Origin of the sequence: Arthrobacter sp. AZCC_0090, assembly GCF_014207375.1 — a bacterium.
GTDB lineage: Bacteria > Actinomycetota > Actinomycetes > Actinomycetales > Micrococcaceae > Arthrobacter.
The window spans coordinates 222,124-246,739 of sequence record NZ_JACHEE010000003.1; the positions used below are offsets into that span (position 1 = coordinate 222,124).

20 protein-coding genes and 1 tRNA gene are annotated in these 24,616 nt (G+C 63.7%); 11 read left to right on the forward strand and 10 right to left on the reverse strand.

All coding sequences use genetic code 11. The features are described from left to right. Nucleotides 1–26: 26 nt before the first annotated feature. Both HNP00_RS06305 and HNP00_RS06310 read left to right on the forward strand, forming a co-directional pair. Nucleotides 27–1,208, forward strand: coding sequence for an NAD(P)-dependent alcohol dehydrogenase (locus tag HNP00_RS06305; protein ID WP_184737084.1), 1,182 nt, complete (start codon nt 27–29; stop codon nt 1,206–1,208). Further along, complete coding sequence (locus HNP00_RS06310) at nt 1,205–1,633, forward strand: HIT family protein (protein ID WP_184737086.1); 429 nt, start codon at nt 1,205–1,207, stop codon at nt 1,631–1,633. The genes HNP00_RS06305 and HNP00_RS06310 overlap by 4 nt, the downstream gene beginning before the upstream one ends. Nucleotides 1,634–2,011: 378 nt before the next feature. Here the strand turns inward: HNP00_RS06310 and hrpA are convergent, their stop codons facing one another. The 3 genes from hrpA to HNP00_RS06325 form a co-directional block, all read right to left on the reverse strand. Then, on the reverse strand, nt 2,012–5,995 hold the full coding sequence (gene hrpA / locus HNP00_RS06315) for an ATP-dependent RNA helicase HrpA (protein WP_184737088.1): 3,984 nt from the start codon (nt 5,993–5,995) through the stop codon (nt 2,012–2,014). A 13-nt stretch (nt 5,996–6,008) separates the two neighbouring features. Beyond that, the gene (locus HNP00_RS06320; protein WP_184737090.1) at nt 6,009–6,995 is read right to left on the reverse strand and encodes a YafY family protein; all 987 of its coding nucleotides are present in this window, start codon (nt 6,993–6,995) and stop codon (nt 6,009–6,011) included. 125 nt (nt 6,996–7,120) lie between these two features. Further along, nucleotides 7,121–7,291, reverse strand: coding sequence for a hypothetical protein (locus HNP00_RS06325; protein WP_184737092.1), 171 nt, complete (start codon nt 7,289–7,291; stop codon nt 7,121–7,123). Between the two features lie 81 nt (nt 7,292–7,372). Between HNP00_RS06325 and HNP00_RS06330 the strand changes: the two genes are divergently transcribed. Then, the gene (locus tag HNP00_RS06330; protein ID WP_184737094.1) at nt 7,373–8,341 is read left to right on the forward strand and encodes a GlxA family transcriptional regulator; all 969 of its coding nucleotides are present in this window, start codon (nt 7,373–7,375) and stop codon (nt 8,339–8,341) included. On the opposite strand, the gene HNP00_RS06335 is transcribed toward HNP00_RS06330, so the two are convergent. The 7 genes from HNP00_RS06335 to HNP00_RS06365 form a co-directional block, all read right to left on the reverse strand. Then, the gene (locus HNP00_RS06335; RefSeq protein WP_184737096.1) at nt 8,338–8,646 is read right to left on the reverse strand and encodes a protealysin inhibitor emfourin; all 309 of its coding nucleotides are present in this window, start codon (nt 8,644–8,646) and stop codon (nt 8,338–8,340) included. The two genes, HNP00_RS06330 and HNP00_RS06335, sit on opposite strands and share 4 nt — an antisense overlap. 33 nt (nt 8,647–8,679) lie before the next feature. After that, complete coding sequence (locus tag HNP00_RS06340; RefSeq protein WP_184737447.1) at nt 8,680–9,696, reverse strand: M4 family metallopeptidase; 1,017 nt, start codon at nt 9,694–9,696, stop codon at nt 8,680–8,682. A 279-nt stretch (nt 9,697–9,975) separates the two neighbouring features. After that, a complete protein-coding gene (locus HNP00_RS06345; RefSeq protein ID WP_184737098.1) occupies nt 9,976–10,125 on the reverse strand; it encodes a hypothetical protein in 150 nt (49 codons plus the stop codon). A gap of 128 nt (nt 10,126–10,253) precedes the next feature. Next, a tRNA-Arg gene (locus HNP00_RS06350) sits at nt 10,254–10,329 on the reverse strand. Between the two features lie 86 nt (nt 10,330–10,415). Beyond that, the gene (locus tag HNP00_RS06355) at nt 10,416–11,936 is read right to left on the reverse strand and encodes an FAD-dependent oxidoreductase (RefSeq protein ID WP_184737100.1); all 1,521 of its coding nucleotides are present in this window, start codon (nt 11,934–11,936) and stop codon (nt 10,416–10,418) included. Continuing rightward, entirely contained in the window at nt 11,933–12,808 is an 876-nt protein-coding gene (locus HNP00_RS06360; protein ID WP_184737102.1) for an FAD:protein FMN transferase, read from the reverse strand. Before HNP00_RS06360 ends, HNP00_RS06355 begins: the two co-directional genes overlap by 4 nt. A 5-nt stretch (nt 12,809–12,813) precedes the next feature. Beyond that, the gene (locus tag HNP00_RS06365) at nt 12,814–13,272 is read right to left on the reverse strand and encodes a hypothetical protein (protein ID WP_184737104.1); all 459 of its coding nucleotides are present in this window, start codon (nt 13,270–13,272) and stop codon (nt 12,814–12,816) included. A gap of 219 nt (nt 13,273–13,491) precedes the next feature. On the opposite strand from HNP00_RS06365, the gene argS reads away from it, so the two are divergent. The 8 genes from argS to prmC all read left to right on the forward strand — a co-directional run bounded on the left by argS (nt 13,492) and on the right by prmC (nt 24,609). Further along, the gene (argS, locus tag HNP00_RS06370) at nt 13,492–15,141 is read left to right on the forward strand and encodes an arginine--tRNA ligase (RefSeq protein WP_184737106.1); all 1,650 of its coding nucleotides are present in this window, start codon (nt 13,492–13,494) and stop codon (nt 15,139–15,141) included. Nucleotides 15,142–15,146: 5 nt separating this feature from the next. Further along, the gene (lysA, locus tag HNP00_RS06375; protein WP_184737108.1) at nt 15,147–16,625 is read left to right on the forward strand and encodes a diaminopimelate decarboxylase; all 1,479 of its coding nucleotides are present in this window, start codon (nt 15,147–15,149) and stop codon (nt 16,623–16,625) included. Beyond that, complete coding sequence (locus tag HNP00_RS06380) at nt 16,618–17,940, forward strand: homoserine dehydrogenase (RefSeq protein ID WP_184737110.1); 1,323 nt, start codon at nt 16,618–16,620, stop codon at nt 17,938–17,940. The genes lysA and HNP00_RS06380 overlap by 8 nt, the downstream gene beginning before the upstream one ends. Next, on the forward strand, nt 17,941–19,047 hold the full coding sequence (thrC, locus tag HNP00_RS06385) for a threonine synthase (RefSeq protein WP_184737112.1): 1,107 nt from the start codon (nt 17,941–17,943) through the stop codon (nt 19,045–19,047). Between the two features lie 2 nt (nt 19,048–19,049). Continuing rightward, complete coding sequence (thrB, locus tag HNP00_RS06390; RefSeq protein ID WP_184737114.1) at nt 19,050–20,024, forward strand: homoserine kinase; 975 nt, start codon at nt 19,050–19,052, stop codon at nt 20,022–20,024. A gap of 301 nt (nt 20,025–20,325) precedes the next feature. After that, a complete protein-coding gene (gene rho / locus HNP00_RS06395) occupies nt 20,326–22,467 on the forward strand; it encodes a transcription termination factor Rho (protein WP_184737116.1) in 2,142 nt (713 codons plus the stop codon). A gap of 177 nt (nt 22,468–22,644) precedes the next feature. Further along, nucleotides 22,645–23,718: a peptide chain release factor 1 gene (gene prfA, locus HNP00_RS06400; RefSeq protein WP_028264759.1), complete on the forward strand. Its 1,074-nt coding sequence runs from the start codon at nt 22,645–22,647 to the stop codon at nt 23,716–23,718. A gap of 18 nt (nt 23,719–23,736) precedes the next feature. Beyond that, nucleotides 23,737–24,609 (forward strand): peptide chain release factor N(5)-glutamine methyltransferase, encoded by an 873-nt coding sequence (gene prmC, locus HNP00_RS06405; protein ID WP_184737118.1) that lies wholly within the window; start codon nt 23,737–23,739, stop codon nt 24,607–24,609. Nucleotides 24,610–24,616 lie beyond the last annotated feature (7 nt).

Consider the following 24,616-nt stretch of genomic DNA (forward strand, 5'->3'; position numbering starts at 1 on the left):
TCAGCCCGCAGGGGTAGCGTCGAAACATGACACCCGGACGCCCCGTTCCTCCGCCGCTTGGCAAGCCGCTCCTCCCGATTGACGAAACCGACGTCGTCCCCTCGCCAACCCTCGCGGCCGCCTACGGCACGCCAACCCTCGCGGCCGCCTACGGCGCCACTTCTGCCGACAGCGGACTTGTTCCCCTCACAGTTGCCCGCCGCGCACCCAAGGAAGACGACGTCGAGATCGAGATCGATTTCTGCGGTCTGTGCCACTCCGATGTCCACGCGACACGGGGCGAATGGGGCGCCCAGAGCTATCCTTTGGTCCCTGGCCACGAAATCGTGGGCCGGGTCCGCAAGGTGGGTTCCGCCGTCGACGACTTCGCGCCGGGTGACCTGGTGGGCGTCGGCTGCCTGGTGGACTCCTGCCGCGAATGCGGGAGCTGCCTCGAAGGCCTTGAACAGTATTGCGAACGCGGAAACGTGGGCACCTACGGGGTGAAGGACGGCCGGAATGGCGACGCCGTCACGCAAGGCGGTTATTCGACTTCGGTGGTGGTCGACCGCCGTTTTGTGTTGCGCGTGCCCGAGGGCCTGGACCCGGCCGCGGTGGCGCCGTTGCTCTGCGCGGGCATCACCACCTACTCGCCTCTGCGCTACTTTGACGTCGAGGAAGGAGACGTGGTGGGCGTCGTCGGACTTGGCGGACTAGGTCACATGGCCGTCAAGATTGCCAAGGCGATGGGCGCGCACGTGGTGGTCTTCACCACGTCGGACGCCAAAATCGAGGCGGCGACGGAGCTCGGTGCGGACCAGGTGATCCTCTCGAAGGACCCCGAAGCGATGGAGGGCGCCAACCGCACCATCGACGTTATTATTGACACCGTCGCGGCGCCTCATGACTTGAACCCGTACTTCCGCACCCTCCGCCTGGATGGTGCCCTCTTCCAGTTGGGACTGCCCTCCACGGACATGCCCCCAGTCAGTCCCGGCGCCCTGATCCGACGCCGGCTCGCCTACGCGGGATCGTTGATCGGCGGTATCGCCGAGACCCAAGAGATGCTGGATTTCTGTGCGGAGCACGGCGTAGTAAGCGACATCGAAATGGTCACCGCGCGGCAACTCAATGCGGCCTACGATCGCATGGTCGCCGGCGACGTGAAGTACCGATTCGTCCTTGATACCAAGACCCTTCAGACCCCTTCGGAAAAGGCAGACGTATGAGCACCCTATTTACCAAGATCATCAACGGCGAGATCCCTGGACGCTTCGTCTGGAAAGACGACGACGTGGTTGCCTTCCTGACCATCGCCCCGCTTACAGACGGCCACGCCCTCGTGGTGCCCCGCCAAGAGGTGGACCGTTGGACCGATGTCGCCCCCGAGCTCCTCAACAAGGTCATGGCCGTCGCGCAGACAATCGGACAGGCCCAGGTGAAGGCGTTCGGCGCACCCCGGGCAGGCCTTTCCGTGGTGGGCTTCGAAGTTGAGCACTTCCACGTGCACGTCTTCCCTGCCAGCTCCCTGGCAGATTTTGATTTCGGCACCGTGGACCACCATCCGGACCCTGCCCAGCTTGATACCAACGCCGCGAAGCTCCGCGCCGGCCTTGTCGCCGCCGGGCACGGACAGTTCGTTCCGGCAGACTGAGGCGCGACGCCGTAGAACTCCCGCGGATGGTCGCGGAATGGATGCGGCCCGGTTCCGGGGCGACGCTCGCTCACCTTTGCTGCCCTTTCCCAAACGCTCGCTCACCTTGGTGCGAAAGCCCGAAACCTGCCCTGCGTTAGATGTCAGGAAGGTTTCGGGTTTTGATCCCTTCATTAGTGCATGAGGGTCGACAGAATGACCGCTATAAGTGAGCGAGCGTTTGTCTTGCCAGACGCCCGCTCACCTTTGCTGCCCTTTTCCCAAACGCTCGCTCACCTTGGTGCGAAGGCCCGAAACCTGCCTGCGTTAGATGTGCAGGAAGGTTTCGGGCCTAACCCTCATAAGTGCAGGAGCGAGCGTCTTAGCCCGTCGCGGCGCCTAGGCTGGTGCCAGCGCCTGGTTGAGCACCGTCCGGATGCGCTTTTCCGAGACCGAATAGGCCGTGCCAAGTTCGACCGCGAAGAGGCTCACGCGCAGCTCCTCGATCATCCAGCGCACCCGTGTTAACTCGGCGCCCGCCCGTCGGCCGGGCAGCAGTGCGGAGACGGCGTCGTCGTAGTCATCCTCCACGCCCTGCACGACCGACATGTTCAACCCGTCCCGCTGGACATTGTTCGGAAGCTTTTCGAGGCGCTTCTCAATTCCGGCCAGATACCGCGGCAACTGGCTCAGCTGTGCGTAGCCCGTCTGTGCTACAAAACCGGGGAACACGAGCTGCTCCAGTTGGCTCTTCATATCATTGAGCGCACTGATCAGGGCGAGGCTCGTGCTGCCCTTGAGTTGCTTCTCGATCCGCCGGGTGCTCGCCAAGACGCGTTCGACGACGGCCGTCACCGTGAAGACGGTGTCGATCAGTTCCGCTCGGACCAGTTCGTACAGGGCCTCGAACGCTGCCTTGTCCCAAGGAAGTTCGGCCGGAGTCAGCTTGTCGATGGCCGCCAGGACGCAGTCAGCGATTAAGGCGCTCACCGAGCCGTGAGGGTTCTGGCTGAACGTCAACTTCTCGGTGTTGTTCAAATGTTCCAGGACATAGCGGTCCGGGGCAGGAACCCGCAGGGCGAGCAGCCGGATAACGCCGCTGCGCATTGCCGACTCCTGCTCCGCCCGGGTCTGGAACACCCGCAATGCGACGGACTTGCCCTCGTCCACCAGGGCGGGGAAACCGGTGACATCGTGACCCTTCACCGTGCGGGTCACTTGGCGTTCAATAGCGCCGAAAGTCCACTCGGTGAGGCCGGTTTGCTCGGACAGGAAACCGCCAGGCTGCTGGATCGGCCCGCCGCGGCCGTTTCCGCGGGCGGAGGCTGGAACTCGGTCAGCGGGCGTTCCGGTGCCCCTCGGACCCTTCGTGCGCGCCGCCATCGCGGGTGTTGCCCCGAGTGATTCGGCGATGGCTCGCCGGGTGGCCGGGGCCAGTTGCTCCTGGAGTACGGCGAGGTCCTTGCCCTCGTCCAGTACTTTGCCGCGGCTGTCCACCACCTTGAAACTGACGCGCAGATGTGCGGGCACGGCGTCCCAATTCCACGAGCCCGGAGGGATGATGTGTCCGCGGATGCGGCGCAGCACGAGCTCGAGCGAGGCCTCAAGGTCATCCGAGGCCGGATCGAAGTCATTCTCCAAGGCAGCAGCTGCTTGCCGGGCAACATCCGGGGCCGGTACGAAGTTCTTGCGGATGTGCTTGGGCAGGGACTTGATCAATGCAGTCACGAGTTCGACGCGCTGGCCGGGGATCTGCCAGCGGAATGCGGCGTCGTCGAGCTGGTTGAGGAAAAGCACCGGCACCTCGGCCGTGACGCCGTCCGAGGGATTGGGCGGCGAGCCGGGAGCGACGGGATGGAACTCGTAGCTCAGGGGCAGCTCAAAGCCCTTGTGCAGCCAGGTTTTCGGATAGGCGGAATCATCCAGGGCTTCGGCGTCCTCGCTCATGAGCAGCGACTGGTCGAAGTCCAACAGGGTGGGGTCCTGCTGGCGGGCATCCTTCCACCATTTGTCGAAGTGCCGTTCGGAGACCACGTCCTTGCCGATTCTGGCGTCGTAGAACTCGAAGAGCGTGTGGTCGTCCACCAGGATGTCGCGGCGGCGCATCCGTGTCTCGAGCTCCTCGATCTCACGGAGGAGGGCGCGGTTGCGATGGAAGAATTTGTGGTGGGTCTTCCAGTCGCCCTCCACCAGGGCATGCCGGATGAAGAGTTCGCGGGAGAGCTCGGGGTCGATCCTGCCGTAGTTGATGCGGCGGTTCGGGATGATGGGAACTCCGTAGAGCATGACCTTTTCGTGCGCCATGACCGAACCCGTGCGGGTGGACCAATGAGGCTCACTGTAGGTGCGCTTCAGGAGATCGGGGGCTACCTGCTCGGCCCACAAGGGATCAAACTTGGCTGCAACCCTGGCCCACAGCCTGCTTGTTTCCACCAATTCCGCCGCCATGACAAATGCCGGTGACTTCTTGAACAGTGCCGAGCCAGGGAAGATCGCGAAACGGCTGCCGCGTGCTCCGGCATACTCGCGCTTGCGTTCATCCAGCATGCCGATGTGACTCAGGAGCCCCGAGAGCAAGCTGATGTGGATGCCCTCGTTGTTGCCTACGGGGTCGGCTTCGCGCTTGTTGTCGATAGTGATGCCCAGCGGCTTGGCGAGCTGGCGCAATTGCTGGAAGAGATCCTGCCATTCGCGGACGCGCAGGTAGTTGATGAACTCGTTCCTGCACAGCCGGCGGAACTGCGTGGAGGAGAGTTCGTGCTGCTTTTCCTGGATGTAGTTCCACAGGTTTAGGAACCCCGTGAAGTCCGAGTTCTCGTCCCGGAAACGTGCATGCTTTTCCGCTGCAAGTTGCTGTTTGTCTGTTGGACGCTCGCGCGGATCCTGGATCGTCAACGCAGCTGCCAGGATCATGACTTCCTTGACACAGCCTCGCTTCCCGGCTTCGACGATCATCCTGCCGAGCCGAGGGTCGACCGGGAGCTGGGCCAACTTCTGCCCGACGGCGGTTAGGCCGCCGCTCACGCGTCCGTTGCCGCTGTCGCCCGTGGGGGGAGCGCCGCCCTCGCCCGTGCGCGCCGCGCTCAAGGCGCCGAGTTCGCGCAACAACGTGACGCCGTCGTTGATGGCACGCGAGTCTGGCGGCTCAACAAACGGGAAGTTCTCGACGTCTTTGGGACCGCGGGCCACCCCCATGGCCGTCATCTGCAGGATGACTGCCGCGAGGTTGGTCCTGAGGATCTCAGGATCGGTGAACTGCGGACGGGACTCGAAGTCTTCCTCCGAATACAGCCGGATCGCGATGCCTTCGGAGACACGTCCACAACGACCGGAACGCTGGCTTGCCGATGCCTGCGATACACGTTCAATCGGCAACCGCTGTACCTTGGTCCGGTGCGAGTAGCGCGATATACGGGCCGTACCGGTGTCGATGACGTACTTGATGCCGGGAACCGTCAACGATGTTTCCGCGACATTCGTAGCCAGGATAATCCGCCGCTTACCGCCCGGGTTGAAGACCCTGTGCTGCTCCTGCAAGCTCAAGCGGGCAAACAGCGGCAGGACTTCGGTTCCCGCCAGCCTTCGGTTGGACGGGATCCGGCCGTTCAGGGCCTCAGCTGCGTCGCGGATCTCGCGCTCGCCGGAGAAGAACACCAGGATGTCTCCCGGGGCCTCAAGGGCGAGCTCGTCGACGGCGTCGCACACGGCGTCGAGAGGGTCGCGGTCTTCCTCGAGTTCGTCGTCGGACGCGTCTTCATCGCCACCGCCGGCGGGCTGGGACAGCGGCCGGTAGCGGATTTCCACCGGGTAGGTCCGGCCTGAGACTTCGATGATCGGCGCGGGCTCTTCTTCGCTGCCGAAGTGCTTGGCGAAACGCTGGGGATCAATGGTGGCCGAGGTGATGATCACCTTCAAGTCCGGCCTCTGCGGCAGGATCCGCTTGAGATAGCCCAGGATGAAGTCGATATTGAGGCTGCGCTCGTGCGCCTCGTCGATGATGATGGCACTGTATTTTCGCAGCAGCTTGTCGCGCTGGATTTCTGCGAGCAGGATGCCGTCGGTCATGAGCTTGATTTTGGTAGCCTTGCTGACCTCGCCGGTGAACCGGACCTGGAAACCCACTTCCTGCCCGATCTCCACGCCCATCTCAAAGGCGATACGTTCGGCAACGGTACGCGCGGCAAGGCGGCGCGGCTGGGTGTGGCCGATCAGTCCCTTGTCCCCAAGGCCGAGTTCCAGGCACATCTTGGGGATCTGGGTGGTCTTGCCGGAGCCGGTTTCGCCGGCGATGATGGTCACCTGGTTTGCGGCGATGGCCGCCATCAGGTCCTCGCGGCGCTCGGAGACGGGCAGCTCTGCGGGGTAGGAAATATGAAGTGTCATGGCTGCTGACAGTCTACTGTGGCGGCGCGTTGCCTTGCAGTGCATGGCTCCCGGCAGCTTTTTCCAAGCGCCCGGCCATGGTGCGGGCGTAGTCCTTGAACTCCTCCGGAGAGATGATCTCAAAGTCCATGTCCAGGGCAGCGAGGTGCGCGGCCGGCTGCGCCAGGCTGTCCCAGCCCGCACGAAGCAGGGTGGCGTTCCCGCCGTCGTCGCTCAAGCTCGCGAGCTGCGGGCCGACGACGGCGGCCACCTCGCCGATGGGGGCATGGAGGCGCACGACGACGTCGTAGCGGTAAGGCGAGCGGGTCACGGATCGCTGGACGTAGTCTGCGAGGTCCTTGGCCGGCAGGGGTCGCGGCACATATTTTTTCCGTTCAACCGGCAGGGAAACGATGCGGTCCGCGCGGAACGTGCGCCAGTCCTCCCGGTCGACGTCCCATGCCACCAGGTACCAGCGGCGCCCGGTGTCCACCAAACGGTACGGTTCCACGAGGCGGCGGCCAGCGTCGCTATCGGCCTTGACGTAGTCAAAACTGAGTTGCCGTTTGTCCGCGATTGCCGCCGAGACCACCGTGAGCTGCTGGGGATCCACCGATGCCGCATTGCTGGGCAAGGTGGTGACCGCGGCCTTGAGCATCGCGAATTTAGGGCGGAGGCGTGAGGGGAGCACCTGTTCGAGTTTGGCGAGTGCGCGTACTGACGCCTCCCCAATGCCAGCCACAGGGCCTGCCGCAACTGAGTTCAGTCCCAAAGCGACGGCAAGGGCTTCGTTGTCGTCGAGCAGCAGGGGTGGGAGTTGGGCTCCGGCACCCAATTGGTAGCCACCGGCGATGCCGGGCGAGGCATGGATGGGATAGCCGAGGTTGCGGAGCTTATCGATGTCGCGGCGAACGGTGCGCTCGGTGACGCCCATGCGGTTGGCCAATGCCGGACCTGTCCATTCACGCCGGACCTGCAACAAGGACAACAATTGCAGCAGCCGCGCGGACGTTTGGATCATGGCATTGAATGTAGCCCACAATGCGGACAATAGTCGTCCCCATTGGGTTCTAGGCTGTGTCCGAGCCCCCGGCGCAGGACGCATCCCGCACGAGGGCCCGGACAGGGCGTAGTTAGAAGGCGTAGTTAGAAGACGCGAAGCGTCGAGTAAGGGCTGCTGGGCAGTTCCCGTGCGGTCCAAGGCTGTTCTGAACGGACGGGGGGAAGGTGGCCGCGGCCATCCCGAAGAACTGTTGAGACGGTAGCAGCGGCAGTGATGACGAGGATGATGAACACCAAGATTCCGACGATTTCCATGTCTCCATCGTGTTCCTGATCCGGTTCACAAAACAGTGGCAGAAATGACCCTTTTAGGCAATTTTCTGCCACACTGGAACTATGTTGAAAACGGTGGCAATCATTGTGGTTCCCAACTTCTCGATCTTCGAGTTCGGGACCGCCTACGAGGTCTTTGGCATTGATCGCAAGGACCGGGGGAGTGGCGTTCCCAGCTTTGACTTCAGGGTGTGTACCCCTGTCCCAGGCGATGTCAAAATGAAGTCCGGCCTGTCGATGCACGTCGGCCTGGGATTGGAGGCCACGGCCGATGCAGACCTCGTCATCATGGCTCCGTATGGCAGGGACGAGGATGTTCCGGAATCCGTACTAGATGCGCTGAGGGCGGCACACGCGCGCGGGGCTTGGGTCATGTCTATATGTTCCGGAGCGTACGCACTTGCGCGTGCCGGGCTCTTGGACGGGCGCCGCTGCACCACGCATTGGCACTATTCACAGGACCTGGCCAGCAGGTATCCGAAGATCCATGTAGATGAGAACGTGCTCTACGTCCAGGACGGAACACTCATCACGAGTGCGGGCACGGCGGCTGGTATTGACGCATGCCTGCATCTGGTCCGAGTGGAGTTGGGCGCCAATGTCGCAGCAGCCATTGCACGCGACATGGTGGTTCCGCCGCACCGGGACGGCGGCCAAGCCCAATTCATCGATCGGCCCATGCCCACGTGCGGCTCCGCCCCAATGGAGGCCCTGCTGCGCTGGATGGTGGAGAACCTTGAGAGGGACCACAGCGTCAACGAACTGGCAGCCCGGCTGCACATGTCCGCCCGGACCTTCGCACGCCGGTTCCGGGCCGAAACAGGTGCCACGCCGGCGGCTTGGCTCAACTCGCAACGCGTGCTCCGGGCACAGGAACTCCTGGAAACCACCGAACTGAACATTGACGAAGTTGCACGGGAAGCAGGGTTCGGGCATTCCGTGCTGCTGCGGCACCACTTCGCCAAGGTCCTGGCCACGAGCCCGCAGTCGTACCGGAGAGCTTTCCGTGGCCAATTGGCCGAGGTCGGCTAGCGGAGGGTTTCCCGGCCCTCTACCTTGGCACTCTCCACGAGGGTGTGCCATGGCCCCGTGACAGCGGTTTCCGGGAGCGTTGCCCGGTGTTGCCCCGCGCGGATCGAATACATGAACCGATCGGCTTGCCCGGCCGCTCTCCCGGCTGCCTGCGCGGCCGCTAGTGCGCGGGACGGCACCTGGTCCCAAGGGCAGGCTTCAACAATCGGCATCCAGCGTTGCTTGTCTTCGGGGCTGGCGGCATCTACGGTCCAGACGCGCGTGATCGCGGCGACCCCGCCGCTGCGCTGGACGGTGATTTTCATGTTTGACGGCTTCCACTGCTCTGGAATGTGTTGCTAGAGCTTTACCTTCACAGTTTCCCACGCCTTCAAGACGGCGTCATGCTCGGACGAACCAGCGCCGAACAGTTCCTCTGCCGACGCCGCGGTTGCCTTGGCGAAGCGCCGGAAGGTACACGTTGCGGGCAGGGAACCGCTTGCCAGGGTGTTGTACCAGATCTGCCCCGGCGCCTCCCACGCATTGCCGCCCAGCTCCAGGGCAACTATGGAGAAAGCCCGGTTGGGGATGCCTGAGTTGATGTGGACACCGCCGTTGTCCGCAGTGGTGCGGACATACGTATCCATGGAGTCCGGTTGCGGATCCTTCCCGAGCACGTCGTCGTCGTACGCGGTGCCGGGTGCCTTCATTGAACGGAGCGCGGCGCCTTGAACGGCATCGGTGAACAAGCCCTCGCCGATCAGCCAGCTGGCCTCGGCCGCGGATTGTTTTTTGGCGTGCTGCTCCACCAGGACCCCAAAAACGTCGGACATGGATTCGTTGAGGGCTCCGGCCTGGTTCCGATAGGCGAGGGCCGCTGTGTACTGGGTGACGCCGTGGGCAAGTTCGTGCCCGATCACACTGAGCGACTTCGTGAATCGCTGGAAGATCTCGCCGTCACCGTCACCGAAGACCATCTGGCTGCCGTTCCAAAACGCATTGTCGTATAGCTGGCCGTAGTGGACAGTAGCATCGAGTTTCAACCCGACGCCGTCGATTGAATTCCTGCTGAACACCTCTGCGTAGAGCCTGTGGGTTTCGCCCAGTCCGTCGTAGGCTTCGTCGGCGGCTGCGTCGCCCGTGGCCGCACCGCCCTCCTTGCGGACAAGCTTGCCGGGCAGGACCTCTGCAGATTCGGCGTCGTAGATGGTCCGTTTGGGAGGTCCGGGCTTGGCCTGGCGCGCCGTGGGCACCGGGGCCGGCACAGGAAGCGCGCGGACCGCCTGAAGGGACTTGATCTGGAGCAGGGATTCCTTGGCCGCGCGTGCAATGATCCGCAGACGGGGCTCATTCTGGGCTGCCAACCTGCGCAGCATGTAGGGCGGAATAATGGAACAGATCACGGCGAACCCTTTCGTACCTGGTGGACTTGACCGGGTACGAACAGCTTAGGAGCGGGCGCCGACATTTTGGCCGGGTCGGCGCGGCATGTCCGCCATCACGTCAAATGAGAGGCTTCCACCGGGCAGGGGGGCAAAGGTTCCGGGTCGTTTTCGGAACCTTTGAGGATCCGTTGCAGTTTGCCAAGGTCCACGATGCCGTTGCCCCATGCCAATTCGATTTCATAGAGGGCTTGTTTGTTGCGGCGGGCGGCTTCACAGTCCGGCATCGTTGTCCTTGGGTTCCGCGCGAAGGATGGTTGCGAGTTGTGCCGCTGGCAGGCGCGAGAGTTTCCTGGCAAGGACCGGGGCTTTGGCTTCGAGCTCCGGGAACGCAGTCGCGGGCTCCACTTTTGGTATCTGCACAAGAACGTTGTGGAGGGAGGGAGCAAAACGTGACGCGGTTTTTCCACATATTTTTCAATTTGCCACGCCACCAACTCGCCGGTCGAAGCAAAAACCCCGCCAGTTCCTTGAACTGGCGAGGTTTTCTGTGGTGCCCTCGATAGGATTCGAACCTACGGCCTTCTGCTCCGGAGGCAGACGCTCTATCCCCTGAGCTACGAGGGCATCCGGGGCTCCCATCCGTTGCCGGAGGGACGTCCATGAGCTTAGCAGGTCACCGCGCCGCAATGGAAAACGGGCCGGGCGCGCCGTCAGTAGCCGGCGAAAGAGTCCACGTGGATCCGTCGGGCTCCGGCGTGGCGGGCGGCAGCGCGAAGGGTGTCCACGTTTGCCGGGGACCCGGATACGTACACGTCCCGCCCGGCGACATCCGGGACGAGTTCCCGCAGGGAGTCGCCATCGATCCGGGTCCGTCCGGCGTCGCGCATGAACGACGGCGGTGGGGAACCGTCTGCCACGCGCGAAATGATCCGCGCCCCAGATGCCTCCAGAACATCGCTTCCGGCAAGCTCGGCAGCGCTGGGGGCGAGGTACAGCACCACGATGTCCCTTCGTTGGGAATCGACCGACGCCAGCTGGGACAAGAAAGGTGTGATCCCGATTCCTGCCGCGATGAGCAGCAGGGGTTTCCCGGCGTCGGGCGGTAGGACGAAGTCGCCGCCCACGGTGGTGCCACGAACGCACTCGCCAGGCTCCAGGGCGAGCAATGCGCGCTTCGCTGCCGAGACAGGCTCCGCCGTGCCGACGCCGAATGTCACCTCGGGTGCGCCCGGTGCGCTGGTCATGCTGAAGACCCGTCGGCGTCCCTTCCCGTCGGAGCGGGAGTGCGGGAGGTTGAGTTCCATAAACTGCCCTGGGAGGAAGCGAACGGGCCGTCGCGGCTCGAAACGGAATTCGGTAGTGAACGGAGTCAAAGGACGGGAACCCTTGAACGTCAGCAGGACCCCACTCCGTTGTCCCACGAGGAATGCGAGGAAGTTGCCGATGAGGAGCGCGAGCTCGGGCGAGTTGGCGACGATGCCAAGGTTGAACGGCACCGCAAAAAATATGCCGACGACGACGGCCAGCGCCACTTGCTGCCAGCGGCGGGGTGGCAAAGTGAGGGGTTCTGTGAGCATGAAGCCGACGAAGAACAGGAGCGGCTGCTGCGAGATCGGCTGCCAGAGCGCTGGTCCGAACGCCATGCCGCCTCTCAGGAGCACAGCGCACGCAATGGACCCCGCCACCACGAGGAAAGTGCACGCCATCAGCACCTTCAGCGTCCGGTACAGCACCAGCAGGACCCCGGGAACCAGAAGCCACAGCATGGCCGGAGTGGCCGCCCACCACGTGGCGATGTTCAAACCAGTGAGACCGGCAATGAAGGCGCCCGCGGCGGCAGGATTGAAAATGTGCCGGCCCCGGAAAGCCAACACGTATTTGGACAGCGATGCCAGGACGCACGCCAAAGCGATTCCGGCGAGATCGGGCAGGTGAACGGAAGGAACTAGTTCGGTCGGCCAGAACAGGAAGTACAACAGCAAGCCGGTGATAAGTGATGACTCCGAATGCGGCCGCACCCTGAACAGCACGGCCGCGAGTCGGCTGGACACGTATGTCAGTCCCAGGCACAGCAGCAGGTGGACCAGCATTTCCGGCAGGCCGAAGGTCAGCCAGCCAAGGACGTTCAACACCAGGCTGTACACCACAAGAACCGCGAGGACCCAGAGGATCAGCCGGTACATCGTGAAACGGCCAAGCCAGGCGTCCGCACGCGCTTTGAGGGCAATCATGTGAATAGTGTCCCTTCGAAGCCGGCCGAATAGGCGGCGTGTCCGTCCGAATAGACCTTGAGCCAGGAGAATACGAATTCTTCCTCGAGCACTTTCGGATCCACCATGAACAGCGCAGTGGCCAGCGCATCGGCTTCCATTGCCGTGGCGGCCATGGTCCAGGTGGCCACCACGGTCTCTACCGGGCGCCCGGTAGCACCGTTCAGGACATGGTGCAGGCCGTCGCCCCACGCGCGCCGGTTGGCTGCAGAAGCGCACAGGGCGCCGTGGTCGTGGAGTTCAACGACGCCGATCGCCTGGGTGGGATCGTAAGGGTGTTCGAGGGCGACACCGAGGGGTTCCGCACCGGAATGGAGCATGTCGCCGCTCGCATCCACGAGGAACTCCGTGATCCCCGCTGAGCGCAGGACCTCGGCTGCTAGGTCCACCAACTGGCCTTTTCCCGCAGCGCCGATGTCAAGGACCAACGGAGCAGAAGTGGAGATCTTTGTGCCGTTCCACTCCAGGACGTCTTCCCAACGCGGCGCCGGCACCGGGTGGCCGAGGGGTCGCAGGAAATAATCCGCCCCGTAGCCCAGTTGCTCAAGGCTGCTGCCGATAAGCGGCGTCACAGCACCCCTGCTGAGCTGGTACAACTTCCTGAACAGCACTTCCAGCCCGGACGCCCCTGCCGGGAGAACGACAGTTCCGGGTTCCCGCGCGAGCCGCGCAATCAGCGAATCGTCACGGAACCGTGAATAGCTTCGGTCGTAGTCCTCTACAACGCCCAACAAGCTGCGGCGGACCGCAGAGGGAAGCGGCTCCGGCGTCGAAATCTCCCACCGGGTTCCGATTCCGTCGAAGTCGAAGTCGCTCCAGCCCGCGTGCGTCATGGCGGTTATTTGGCCTCGGATTTAATGATTTCCACGGCTTGGTTGAACCCGCCACTGGTCAGCGAAGAGCCTGCGACCTTGGACACGTTGATATCGTCCAGTTTCTTGCCGACGATCTGCGCCGCGATGCCGTCCTTGAATTCTCCCTGGAACCTCTTGGTGTTTGGGTTGTCGGCATGGACTGTGATGTTCACGGCGGAGACAGTGCCACCGGACAGGGTGAGCTGGACGCCTACGGTTTCCTGGCCGTTGGGCGAGGTGTAGGAGCCGTCGGCATTGTAAGTGCCGTCCTTGTACGAGCCCGACGATGACGAGCCTGTCGTGGCCAGTTTGCTGGAGCCCGCTTGCGTGCTCGTATTCTGCGGGGTGCTGCCTTGGGCCGAGGGGGCGCAAGCGGCCACCGAGCTGGCGAGGGAGAGGCCGGCGGCACCGACAAGAATGCTCTTGTGGAGTGGCGTAGTCATATTCTGCTCGTTTCAACTGGACAAGAAATGGTTTGCGGCCTGGGGCCGATCACACGCAGGCCGTTCGCACGTTCAACGTTGAATTCAGCCTAACGGTTCAGTCTGGGAGCTCTACGTGGCGAAACTGTGCGCAGCCTGTGCGCCAACTGGTGCCCGCGTGTACATGATCGCTATGCAAAGAATTCCACCACTTGCAAGCCCCACCGGTAGGCTAGACGGGTGACTCCCGAAGAACTCTCCGCCGCCATATCCGCCTGCCTGAAAGACGCTGTCGCCGCTGGCGAGCTTGCGCTTTCCGAATCTGCCCTCCCCGAGGACGTGCGCGTGGAGCGACCCAAGAACCGGGAGCACGGCGACTGGGCTACCAACATTGCCTTGCAGCTGGCCAAGCAAGCCGGGACCAACCCGCGCGAATTCGCCACGATTCTCAGCAAGCGGCTGGAAGCGATCGACGGCGTGACCGCCGTGGAGATCGCGGGCCCGGGCTTCCTTAACATCACCGTGGACGCCGCCGCTGCAGGCGCACTGGCCAAGGCCATCGTCGAGGCAGGAAGCTCTTACGGAACCAACCAGGCGCTCGCAGGCCATGTGGTCAACATGGAGTTCGTCTCCGCCAACCCCACGGGCCCGCTGCACATTGGACACACGCGCTGGGCCGCCTTGGGCGATTCCATTGCCCGCGTGCTCCGCGCCTCCGGTGCGGATGTCACTGCCGAGTACTACATCAACGACGCCGGCACGCAGATGAACGTTTTTGCGAACTCGGTACTGTCCCGCCTGCACGGGCGTGGCGTTCCGGAGGGCGGCTACCCTGGTGAGTACATCCGGGAACTAGGCGACGAGGTCCTCAAGGCCCATCCGGCAATCCGTGAACTCACCGACGGGGCAGCACTTCCCGTGATCCGCGCCGCCGCCTACCAAGCCCAGATGAAGGACATCAAGGACACTCTTGCCGAATTCGGCGTGGCTTTCGATGTCTTCTTCTCCGAGCAGGAACTGCACGACGCCGGTGCGATCGAATCGGCCGTTGCGCGCCTCCGGGAGCAGGGCCACGTGTTCGACGACGGCGGAGCAGTCTGGCTGCGCACCACGGACTTTGGCGACGACAAGGACCGCGTGATGATCCGCGCCAACGGCGAACCCACGTATTTCGCCGCCGACGCCGCCTACTACTTGTCGAAGAAGGACCGCGGCTTCACGGAGAAGATCTATCTGCTCGGCGCGGACCACCACGGCTACATCAACCGGCTCAAGGCCATTGCCGCCTGCGCCGGTGACGACCCCGAGGTCAATATCGAGGTCCTGATCGGACAGCTGGTCTCCGTCAACGGCGCCAAGCTGTCCAAGCGTGCGGGCAACATCATCGAGCTCAAGGACCTTATCGAGTGGCTCGGCAAGGACGCGGTGCGTTACTCGTTGGCGCGCTTCCCCGCCGATTCGCCGCTCACACTGGATCCGGAACTACTGAAGAAGAACAGCAACGAAAACCCGGTGTTCTACGTGCAGTACGCGCATGCGCGCTCCCGCGGAACAGCACGCAACGCAATCGAGGCTGGCGTGGACCACAGCGCCTTCGACGCGTCCCTGCTGGACCACGCCACCGAGAACGAGCTGCTGTCCTACCTCGGCAGCTACCCGTCCATCGTGGCCAAGGCCGCGGAGCTCCGCGAGCCGCACCGGGTGGCACGCCACCTTGAGGTCATCGCAGGGGCATACCACCGTTGGTACGACGCCTGCCGCGTTTCGCCGCTGGGCGACGAGCCGGTGCGGGACGTCAACCGCACGCGTTTGTGGCTCAACGACGCCACGAGCCAAGTGCTGGCCAACGGACTTGAACTCCTCGGCGTTTCAGCTCCGGAACGGATGTGATCGGCGTGCAGCAAAGCCCCAGCAACGCCGCAGCTTCACCCCTTGCTCCCGAATGGCTCGCCGTGCCGGAGGACGCGAACGCGCTCCACGCGCCGATGTGGGCCGAAGGTGTCCAGAGGAACGACGCCGGCGAACTCGTCATTGACGGGGTTCCCGTCAGTGAGCTGAAGGCGCAGTTCGGCACCCCGCTGTTCGTCATGAGCGAGGGCGATTTCCGTGCCCGCGCGCGTTCCTTCAAGGATGCGTTCGACGCAGCTTTTGAGGACATCTGCGGGGGAGTGGATGTCTATTACGCCGGAAAGTCCTTCTTGTGCACTGCCGTGGCGAGCTGGGTGGCCGAGGAAGGCCTACGCCTGGACACCTGTTCCGGCGGCGAACTCGCCGTCGCGGCCCGCGCCGGCATCGACGGCGCCAATTTGGGCCTGCATGGAAACAACAAGTCCGACGCCGAGATCAACCGCGCGCTGGACATGAAGCTCGGCCGCATCGTGGTGGACAGCCTCGATGAGCTTGAGCGGGTTGCCAAGATTGCCTCCGGCCGCGGCGAGACGGCGAAGGTCATGCTCCGGCTGACTCCCGGCGTCCACGCCCACACCCACGAATTCATCGCCACGGCCCACGAGGACCAAAAATTCGGTCTTTCCATGGCCGGGGATACCACGGAATCGGCAGGCCTCTCGGCCGCCGAAGAAGCCGTCGCTGCGGCCACCTCGTACTCCAATGTGGAACTCCTGGGCCTGCATTGCCACATCGGTTCCCAGATCTTCGAGCCTGACGGCTTCGCCCTGGCAGCCGAGAAACTGTTGGGATTCCTCGCCGCGATGCAGGCGAAGTACTCCATCGTCTTGCCGGAACTGGACCTGGGCGGTGGCTACGGCATTGCCTACACTCCGGTGGACACCCCCCGTCCACCGGCCGAAATCGCGCAGGCGATGGCCGCCGTCGTACGCTCAAAGTGTGCTGAGCTGGGCATCACCTCGCCACGTATTTCGATCGAGCCCGGCCGCGCGATCGTTGGCACCAGCACCTTCACCTTGTACGAGGTCGGGACGCTGAAGACCGTGCGTGTGGATGCCCCGAGCAGTTCAGCAGGGCAGGAAAACGTTACGTTCCCGCGACGCTATGTGTCGGTGGACGGTGGCATGAGCGACAACGCCCGTCCGGTGCTGTACGACGCGGATTATTCGGCGATTCTGGCCTCGCGCACCTCGGACGCTGTCCCGGAACTGTCCCGAGTAGTGGGCAAACATTGCGAGAGCGGCGACATAGTTGTTAGAGATGTATATCTGCCCGAAGACGTGGCAGCCGGTGATCTGCTCGCTGTACCGGGGACCGGCGCTTACTGCTGGGCCCTCTCAAGCAACTACAACTATCTGGCCAGGCCTGGCGTTGTCGCTGTGCGCAATGGATCCGCCCGGCTGATCGTCCGCGGGGAAACCGAAGAAGATCTCTTGAACCGCGACATGGGAGTGGCGAATGTCTGAAGTGCGAACCCTGAAGGTGGCCCTGCTGGGCTGTGGCAACGTTGGAGCCCAGGTAGCGCGGATCCTCCTTGACGACGCCGACGCCCTTGCTGCCCGCAGTGGTGCGCGCTTGGAGTTGTCTGGCATCGCCGTGCGCAACCTTGATTCAAAGCGCGACGTCGAGCTACCGCGCGAACTGTTCACCACCGACGCCGACACCCTGGTCAAGGACGCGGATCTGGTGATCGAGCTCATGGGCGGCATTGAGCCGGCCCGTTCGCTCATCCTGACCGCCATGCAGAACGGCGCCTGCGTCGTTACCGGCAACAAGGCACTCCTGGCACAGGACGGCCCCACACTCTACGAAGAGGCTGACAAGGCCGGCGTTCAGCTCTCCTATGAGGCCGCCGTCGCAGGGGCCATTCCGATCCTGCGCCCCATCCGCGACAGCCTCTCCGGTGACCGCATCACCCGCGTCCTGGGCATCGTCAACGGCACCACTAACTTCATCCTCGACCAGATGGACAGCACCGGCGCCCAGTTCGCCGACGCCCTGGCTGAAGCCCAACGGCTCGGTTACGCGGAAGCTGACCCCACTGCCGACGTCGAAGGCCACGACGCCGCAGCCAAGGCCGCCATCCTCGCGTCGCTGTCCTTCCACACGCGCTTCGCCCTCGAAGACGTCTACTGCGAAGGCATCACCAAGGTCAGCGCAGCCGACATTGCGGCAGCGAAGGAAGCCGGCTTTGTCATCAAGCTGCTCGCCATCGCCGAGAAGATCGAGAGCTCGGAGCCCGGTAACGACGGCGGCATCTCAGTCCGCGTCCACCCCACCCTCCTGCCGCGTGAACACCCCCTTGCAGCCGTTCGCGGTGCGTTCAATGCAGTCTTCATCGAAGCCGAGAACGCCGGCGAGCTGATGTTCTACGGTCAGGGCGCCGGCGGAACCCCGACGGCGTCTGCCGTGTTGGGCGACCTCGTCTCGGCTGCCCGCCGGGTGGTGCTGGGTGGTCCCGGCCGTACCGAGACCACCACCGGCCACGTGCCTGCACTGTCGATAAGTGCATCGAACACCAGCTATTACGTCGGCCTTGACGTTGCCGACCAGGCTGGCGTCCTGGCGCGGATCACCCATATCTTTGCGGAGCACGGCGTATCCATCGAGATCATGCGTCAGACGATCCACCGTGATGCCGCCTCGAACGTTGAGTCGGCCGAGCTGAAGATCGTCACGCACCGCGCATCCGAAGCCGCACTCGCGGCAACCGTCGAGGCCATCAAGGGCCTGGACGTCATCAATTCTGTGACATCCGTCCTGCGGGTAGAAGGGGTCTAAGTGGCTCACCAATGGCGCGGAGTAATCCGCGAATACGCTGATCGTTTGCCTGTAACGGAAGCCACGAAGGTCATTACCCTCGGTGAGGGCGGAACTCCGCTCGTCCATGCGCAGAAGCTCTCCGAACTCACCGGATCCACCGTGTACCTGAAGGTGGAGGGCATGAACCCCACCGGGTCCTTCAAGGACCGCGGCATGACGATGGCCATGACGGCGGCTGTTGAAGCAGGCGCCAAGGCGGTTGTCTGCGCCTCCACGGGCAACACCTCGGCCTCCGCTGCGGCCTACGCTACGGCCGCCGGGCTGAAGTGTGCCGTGTTGGTCCCCGAAGGCAAGATCTCCATGGGCAAGCTCAGCCAGGCGATCGCGCACGGCGCCACGCTCCTCCAGGTGGACGGCAACTTCGACAACTGCCTGGACATCGCCCGCAAGCTCGGCGAGTCCTACCCGGTGTTCCTTGTCAACTCGGTCAACCCCGCCCGAATCCAGGGCCAGAAGACCGGTGCCTTCGAAATCGTCGACGCTCTCGGCGACGCTCCGGACATCCACGTCCTGCCGGTGGGTAACGCAGGCAACATCAGCGCGTACTGGAAGGGCTACAAGGAATACTGCGCGCCCTTCGAGTCCACAACCGCCGGCACCCTTCCCGCCGTCTCCACGAAGACGCCGGCCATGTGGGGCTTCCAAGCCGCTGGTGCAGCGCCGTTCGTTGCCGGCCACCCCATCACTGAGCCGGATACCATCGCCACGGCGATCCGCATCGGCAACCCGGCGTCCTGGGACACGGCCATCGCGGCACGCGATGAATCAGGCGGCTTCATCGACGCCGTGACTGATGAAGAAATCCTCGACGCACACCGCTGGCTTTCCGCCAAGGAAGGCGTTTTCGTAGAACCCGGCTCCGCGGCGGGCGTCGCCGGCCTCATCAAAAAACACGCCGCAGGCGAAGTTCCCGCCGGAAAGACGATCGTCATCACGGTCACCGGACACGGACTCAAGGACCCGCAGTGGGCACTCCGTACCGAGGACGGCAGCGAAGTCCAGCCCGTCAAGGTACCGAACGACGTCGTGACGGTGGCAGCTGAACTGGGACTGGAAGAAAGCTAAGAGTGGAAACCACGCAGCCCACCGCGACCGGACTAGCGCTTGTCGCGGCAGGCCAGCAGCTGACCGTCAGGGTCCCGGGAACCAGTGCCAACCTGGGCCCTGGCTACGACAGCCTCGGCCTGGCATTGTCGATCTACGACACCCTGACCGTCGAAACACTCACCACCGGAGAGCTTGAGTTCGAGCTCTCCGGTGAGGGGGCCGACACCCTTCCCCGCGATGCCAGCCATCTCGTGGTCCGAGCGATCAACACAGCCTTGGAACGCCTCGGTTTCCGGCACAACGGCCTGAAGATCACCGCGGACAACGTCAACCCGCACGGTCGCGGACTCGGTTCCTCGGCATCGGCAGTGGTTGCGGCAGTTACCGCAGCCAACGCCTTGGTACCCGAATCCGCCCAACGCGACCGTGAGTGGATCCTGCAACTCACGAGCGAGATGGAAGGCCATCCGGACAACGTCGCACCGGCGATTTTCGGCGGACTGGCCTTGTCATGGCAGGACAGCGAGCAGTACAGCAGCACCCGTGCCGAGGTGGTCCCGTCCGTCATTCCCATCGTCGCCGTACCGGACTACGAACTGTCCACAGAGACAGCGCGCGGCTTGCTTCCGGCGTCCATCGGCCATCATGCCGCGGCAATGAACTCAGGACGCGCCGCGCTCCTGATCCACGCACTGACGGCCGAGCCCCGTTTCCTGCTTCCAGGAACCGAGGACTACCTGCACCAGAGCTACCGTGCCGAGGCCATGCGGCCTAGCGCGGCGTTGATTGCGGCTTTGCGGACCGCGGGCCACGCGGCGGTTGTTTCCGGCGCCGGGCCCACAGTTCTGGCATTGGCAAACGGCACGGACGAGGCAGAAGCGATTACGGAATTGATCACCTCTTTCACTGCGGACAACACACCAGACGTTTCTTGGCGCGTGATGACACTGGCGGTGGACGTTGAAGGTGCTAGAGTGGACTTGCACCGGCGGTAGAACCGCGGGCAGTTCCCTGACATTGGATCCCGGCTTAATGCCGTTCCCGTCTCCTACTGTGTCGAAGTCTGCCGGTGCCGTCTCCTTATCGGCCTGCCGCAGGTGCCACAGAACCCTTTCTGTTACCCGAACCGTCAGCCCGCGCCCCGCCCGCCGGAGCATCGAAGACGTATCAGTATCCGGCCCTGCTGAAATTAAACCGGCAAGACCGAAATCACGGCTGCAGATCTGAACTGCAGTCCAGAACAAATCATCGCGTCCAGCTCTAGGTCTGGACGCCGTCGAGGGGGAAGGATCCTTCGTGACAGAAACCACTGAGCTGGCTTCAGCTGTGGACACAACATCTTCTGCAGCTGAATCAACGGCCGCAACCGCCAAGAGCAGCGGCCTTGCAGGCCTTAAGCTCGCGCAGCTCCAGGCTCTCGCCAGTCAGCTGGGCATTTCGGGCGGGTCCCGGATGCGCAAGGGGGACTTGGTTTCGGCTATCTCGGCCCACCGTGCCGGTGCAACCACCAGCAAGGCTCCCACTGCGGCCAAGGCCGTAGCAGCAAAGACTGCGCCTGCATCCCCAGAAGCTGAGACCGCTGCCGCATCTACCGAAGCTCCCGCGCAGGACGGCACCCGGGCACGTGGCCGTGGCCGAAGCCGTCGCGCTACGAGCGACGGCGTTGTTGCCGCTCCCGCTGCCACGGAAACCGCGGAGGCTCCCGCCGTCACTGCCGAGACTCCTGCCGCTCCCGTCGCCGAAGCAAGCGAGGCCGCTAGCGAACGCCGCCAGCCGCGCACGCGGAATCGTCGCCGTGGCGAAGCCGCCGTTGCTCCTGTGGAGACCGGTGAAGCAAGCGAAACCCGTGCAGCCGAGCAGCCCCAGGCTGAACAGCCCCGCGTCGAACAGCGCCAAACGGAGCAGCGTCAGCCCGAGCAGCGCCAGGCCGAGCAGCGTCAGCCCGAGCAGCGCCAGACGGAACAGCGCCAGGCGGAACAGCGACAGGCACAGCCGCGCCAGGGCGAGCAGGCCTCGGTCGAGGCTGGCGAATCCGGCCAGCGCGAACGCCGCGACACCACCCGTACGCGTCGCGAAGACACGAACGACGGCGATGACATGGGCAACCGCCGCAATCGTCGCAACCGCCGCGACCGCAACGACCGTCAGGGTCCGCAGGACAACCGTGACAACCGCGATGGAAACACCCGCAGCGACCGCTTCCGCGACCGCAACGAACGCCGTCGCGGCCGCGGCCAGGGCCCGGACGTCGACGACGTCGAGGTCACCGAGGATGACGTCTTGCTTCCCGTCGCGGGAATCCTGGATGTACTGGAGAACTACGCGTTCATCCGTACCTCCGGGTACCTGCCCGGTGCCAACGACGTGTACGTGTCCCTCGCCCAGGTCAAGAAGTACAACCTGCGTAAGGGCGACGCCGTCGTTGGCGCAATCCGCGCCCCGCGTGACGGCGAGGACCGAAGCCAGCAGTCCGCGCGCCAGAAGTTCAACGCGCTCGTCCGCGTCACGTCGGTCAACGGCAAGACGCCCGAAGAGCTCAAGGACCGCGTCGAATTCGCCAAGCTCGTCCCGCTGTACCCGTCCGAGCGACTGCGCCTCGAAACGGACCCCAAGAAGATCGGCCCGCGCGTTATCGACCTCGTGGCCCCGATCGGCAAGGGCCAGCGCGGCCTGATCGTCTCCCCGCCCAAGGCTGGCAAGACCCTCATCCTGCAGTCCATCGCCAACGCGATCACCACCAACAACCCTGAGGTCCACCTCATGATGGTGCTGGTTGACGAACGTCCTGAAGAAGTCACGGACATGCAGCGCACCGTCAAGGGCGAGGTCATTGCCTCCACCTTCGACCGTCCCGCCGATGACCACACTACGGTTGCCGAGCTTTCCATCGAACGCGCCAAGCGCCTCGTGGAAATGGGCATGGACGTGGTGGTCCTCCTGGACTCCATGACCCGCCTGGGCCGTGCCTACAACCTGGCAGCACCGGCCTCGGGCCGTATCCTGTCCGGTGGTGTCGACTCCGCCGCGCTCTACCCGCCGAAGCGCTTCTTTGGTGCCGCCCGCAACATTGAAAACGGTGGCTCGCTCACCATCCTGGCAACCGCCCTCGTGGAGACCGGTTCCAAGATGGACGAGGTCATCTTCGAAGAGTTCAAGGGAACGGGCAACATGGAGCTCCGCCTGTCCCGCCAGCTGGCGGACAAGCGCATCTTCCCGGCTGTGGACGTCAACGCCTCGGGTACCCGTCGCGAAGAGAACCTGCTTTCGCCTGAAGAAGTCAAGATCATGTGGAAGCTGCGCCGCGTCCTGTCCGGACTCGAGACCCAGCAGAGCCTTGAACTCCTGACCAACAAGATCCGGGAGACCGGGAGCAACGTCGAGTTCCTCATGCAGGTGCAGAAGACGACTCTTGGAGCCAAGTCGGATAACGACAAATAGCTGTTTTAGGGGCGGGCGCTGGTTCGTTCGTGCGGTTGATTCCGCGCGGATGTTCCGCCCCCGCCCCTTCTCGTTGCAACGCGGGGTCAGATACGGCCCATCCGGGCCCTCCGCATGGGCCGTAAGTGACCCCTCGTTGCAGTTATTAGACTTGTAGAAGTCGAAAGAGGTTTTGAAATGTTTGAGTCCGTACAGGGATTGCTTGATGAGCATGCTGCTATCCAAGCGCAGTTGAGTGATCCTGCTGTTTATGCCGACCAAGCCCTGGCCCGCAAGTTGGGGCGGCGCTCCGCCCAGTTGCAGGGCATCGTGGAGGCGTACAACCGGTGGCGCGGGCTCATGGACGATCTTGAAGCGGCAAAGGAAATGGCTTCCGAGGACGCCGAATTTGCTGCCGAGGTAGACGAAATCGAGGCGAAGCTTCCGGCTGCCCAGGAGAAACTCCGCCGCTTGCTGATTCCCCGCGATCCCGACGACGCCCGTAACGTCATCCTTGAAGTCAAGGGCGGCGAAGGCGGCGACGAAGCTGCCCTGTTCGCTGGCGATTTGCTGCGTATGTACATGCGCTACGCGGAGTCGCGCGGTTGGAAGACCGAACTCATCTCAGCAACGGAATCGGATCTGGGTGGCTACAAGGACGTCCAGATGGCCGTCAAGGGCAATTCGAACGATCCCGCCGAAGGCGTGTATGCCCGGTTGAAGTTTGAGGGCGGCGTGCATCGCGTCCAGCGCGTTCCCGTCACCGAGTCCCAGGGGCGCATCCACACTTCGGCTGCCGGTGTGCTGGTGCTCCCGGAAGTGGATGAGCCCGAAGAGCTCGAAATCAACCAGAACGATCTCAAGATCGATGTCTACAGGTCGTCGGGGCCTGGCGGCCAGTCCGTCAACACCACGGACTCGGCAGTCCGCATCACCCACCTTCCCACGGGAATCGTGGTGGCGATGCAGAACGAAAAATCCCAGCTGCAGAACCGGGAAGCCGGCATGCGCGTTCTGCGCGCCCGCATCCTGGCCCACCAGCAGGAGCAGATCGACGCCGAGAACTCGGCCCAGCGCAAGTCGCAGATCCGCACCATGGACCGTTCGGAGCGTATTCGCACCTACAACTTCCCGGAGAACCGGATTGCCGACCACCGTACCGGCTACAAGGCCTACAACCTCGACGCCGTCATGAACGGCGACCTGGAGCCGGTCATCCAATCGGCCATCGAGATGGACGAACAGTCGCGCCTGGATGCCCTGGGCGAGTAACAGCCTGCAAGGATCTTCATGACGCTCTTTCCGGGCCAAAGCCTCGCCGACGCCGTACGCGAGGCAACAACCATCCTGTCCGACGCCGGAGTCCCCACTCCGCGCGTGGACGCGGAACTCCTCGCGGAACACCTCCTGGGTGTCGGCCTCGGCCGCCTGCGTGCCATGCTGCTTGGTGATTCTGCCGCGCCGGATGGCTACGGGGACTTGGTGGCCGAGCGGGCACAGCGCGTTCCGCTCCAGCACATCACCGGCGTCGCGCATTTCCGCTACCTCACGCTTGCCGTGGGACCGGGGGTGTTCATTCCGAGGCCGGAAACCGAATCGGTGGTCCAGCTGGTCATTGACCACCTTCAGGGACTCCCGCACCCCAAGGTTGTCGATCTTGGCACCGGTTCCGGCGCTATTGCCGGTTCGATTGCCCACGAAGTGCCTGGGGCAGACGTCCATGCCGTTGAATTCAGTGTTTTTGCCCATGCCTGGGCCGCCAAGAACCTGAAGCCCCTCGGGGTGAAACTCGTGCAGGGCGATCTCCGCAATGCCTTGCCCGAACACAACGGAACTTTCGACGTCGTCGTTTCCAATCCGCCCTACATTCCCGCTGAAGCGATTCCGAACGAGCCTGAAGTTGCATTGCATGATCCGCCCGAGGCGCTGTACGGCGGGGGAGCAGACGGGATGGAGCTTCCGACGGCGGCTGCCGCCTCTGCAGCGCGGCTCCTGAAGCCCGGGGGCTTCTTCGTCATGGAGCACGCGGAAGTGCAGGCAGGGTGGATTGCCGAACATTTGAGGTCCGCTGATTGTTGGGCGGAGGTCACCACCCACGTCGATCTCAACGGCAAAGAACGTGCCACGAGTGCGGTGTTGGCAATCGCCGACTCCGGGGAATGAAAGAATA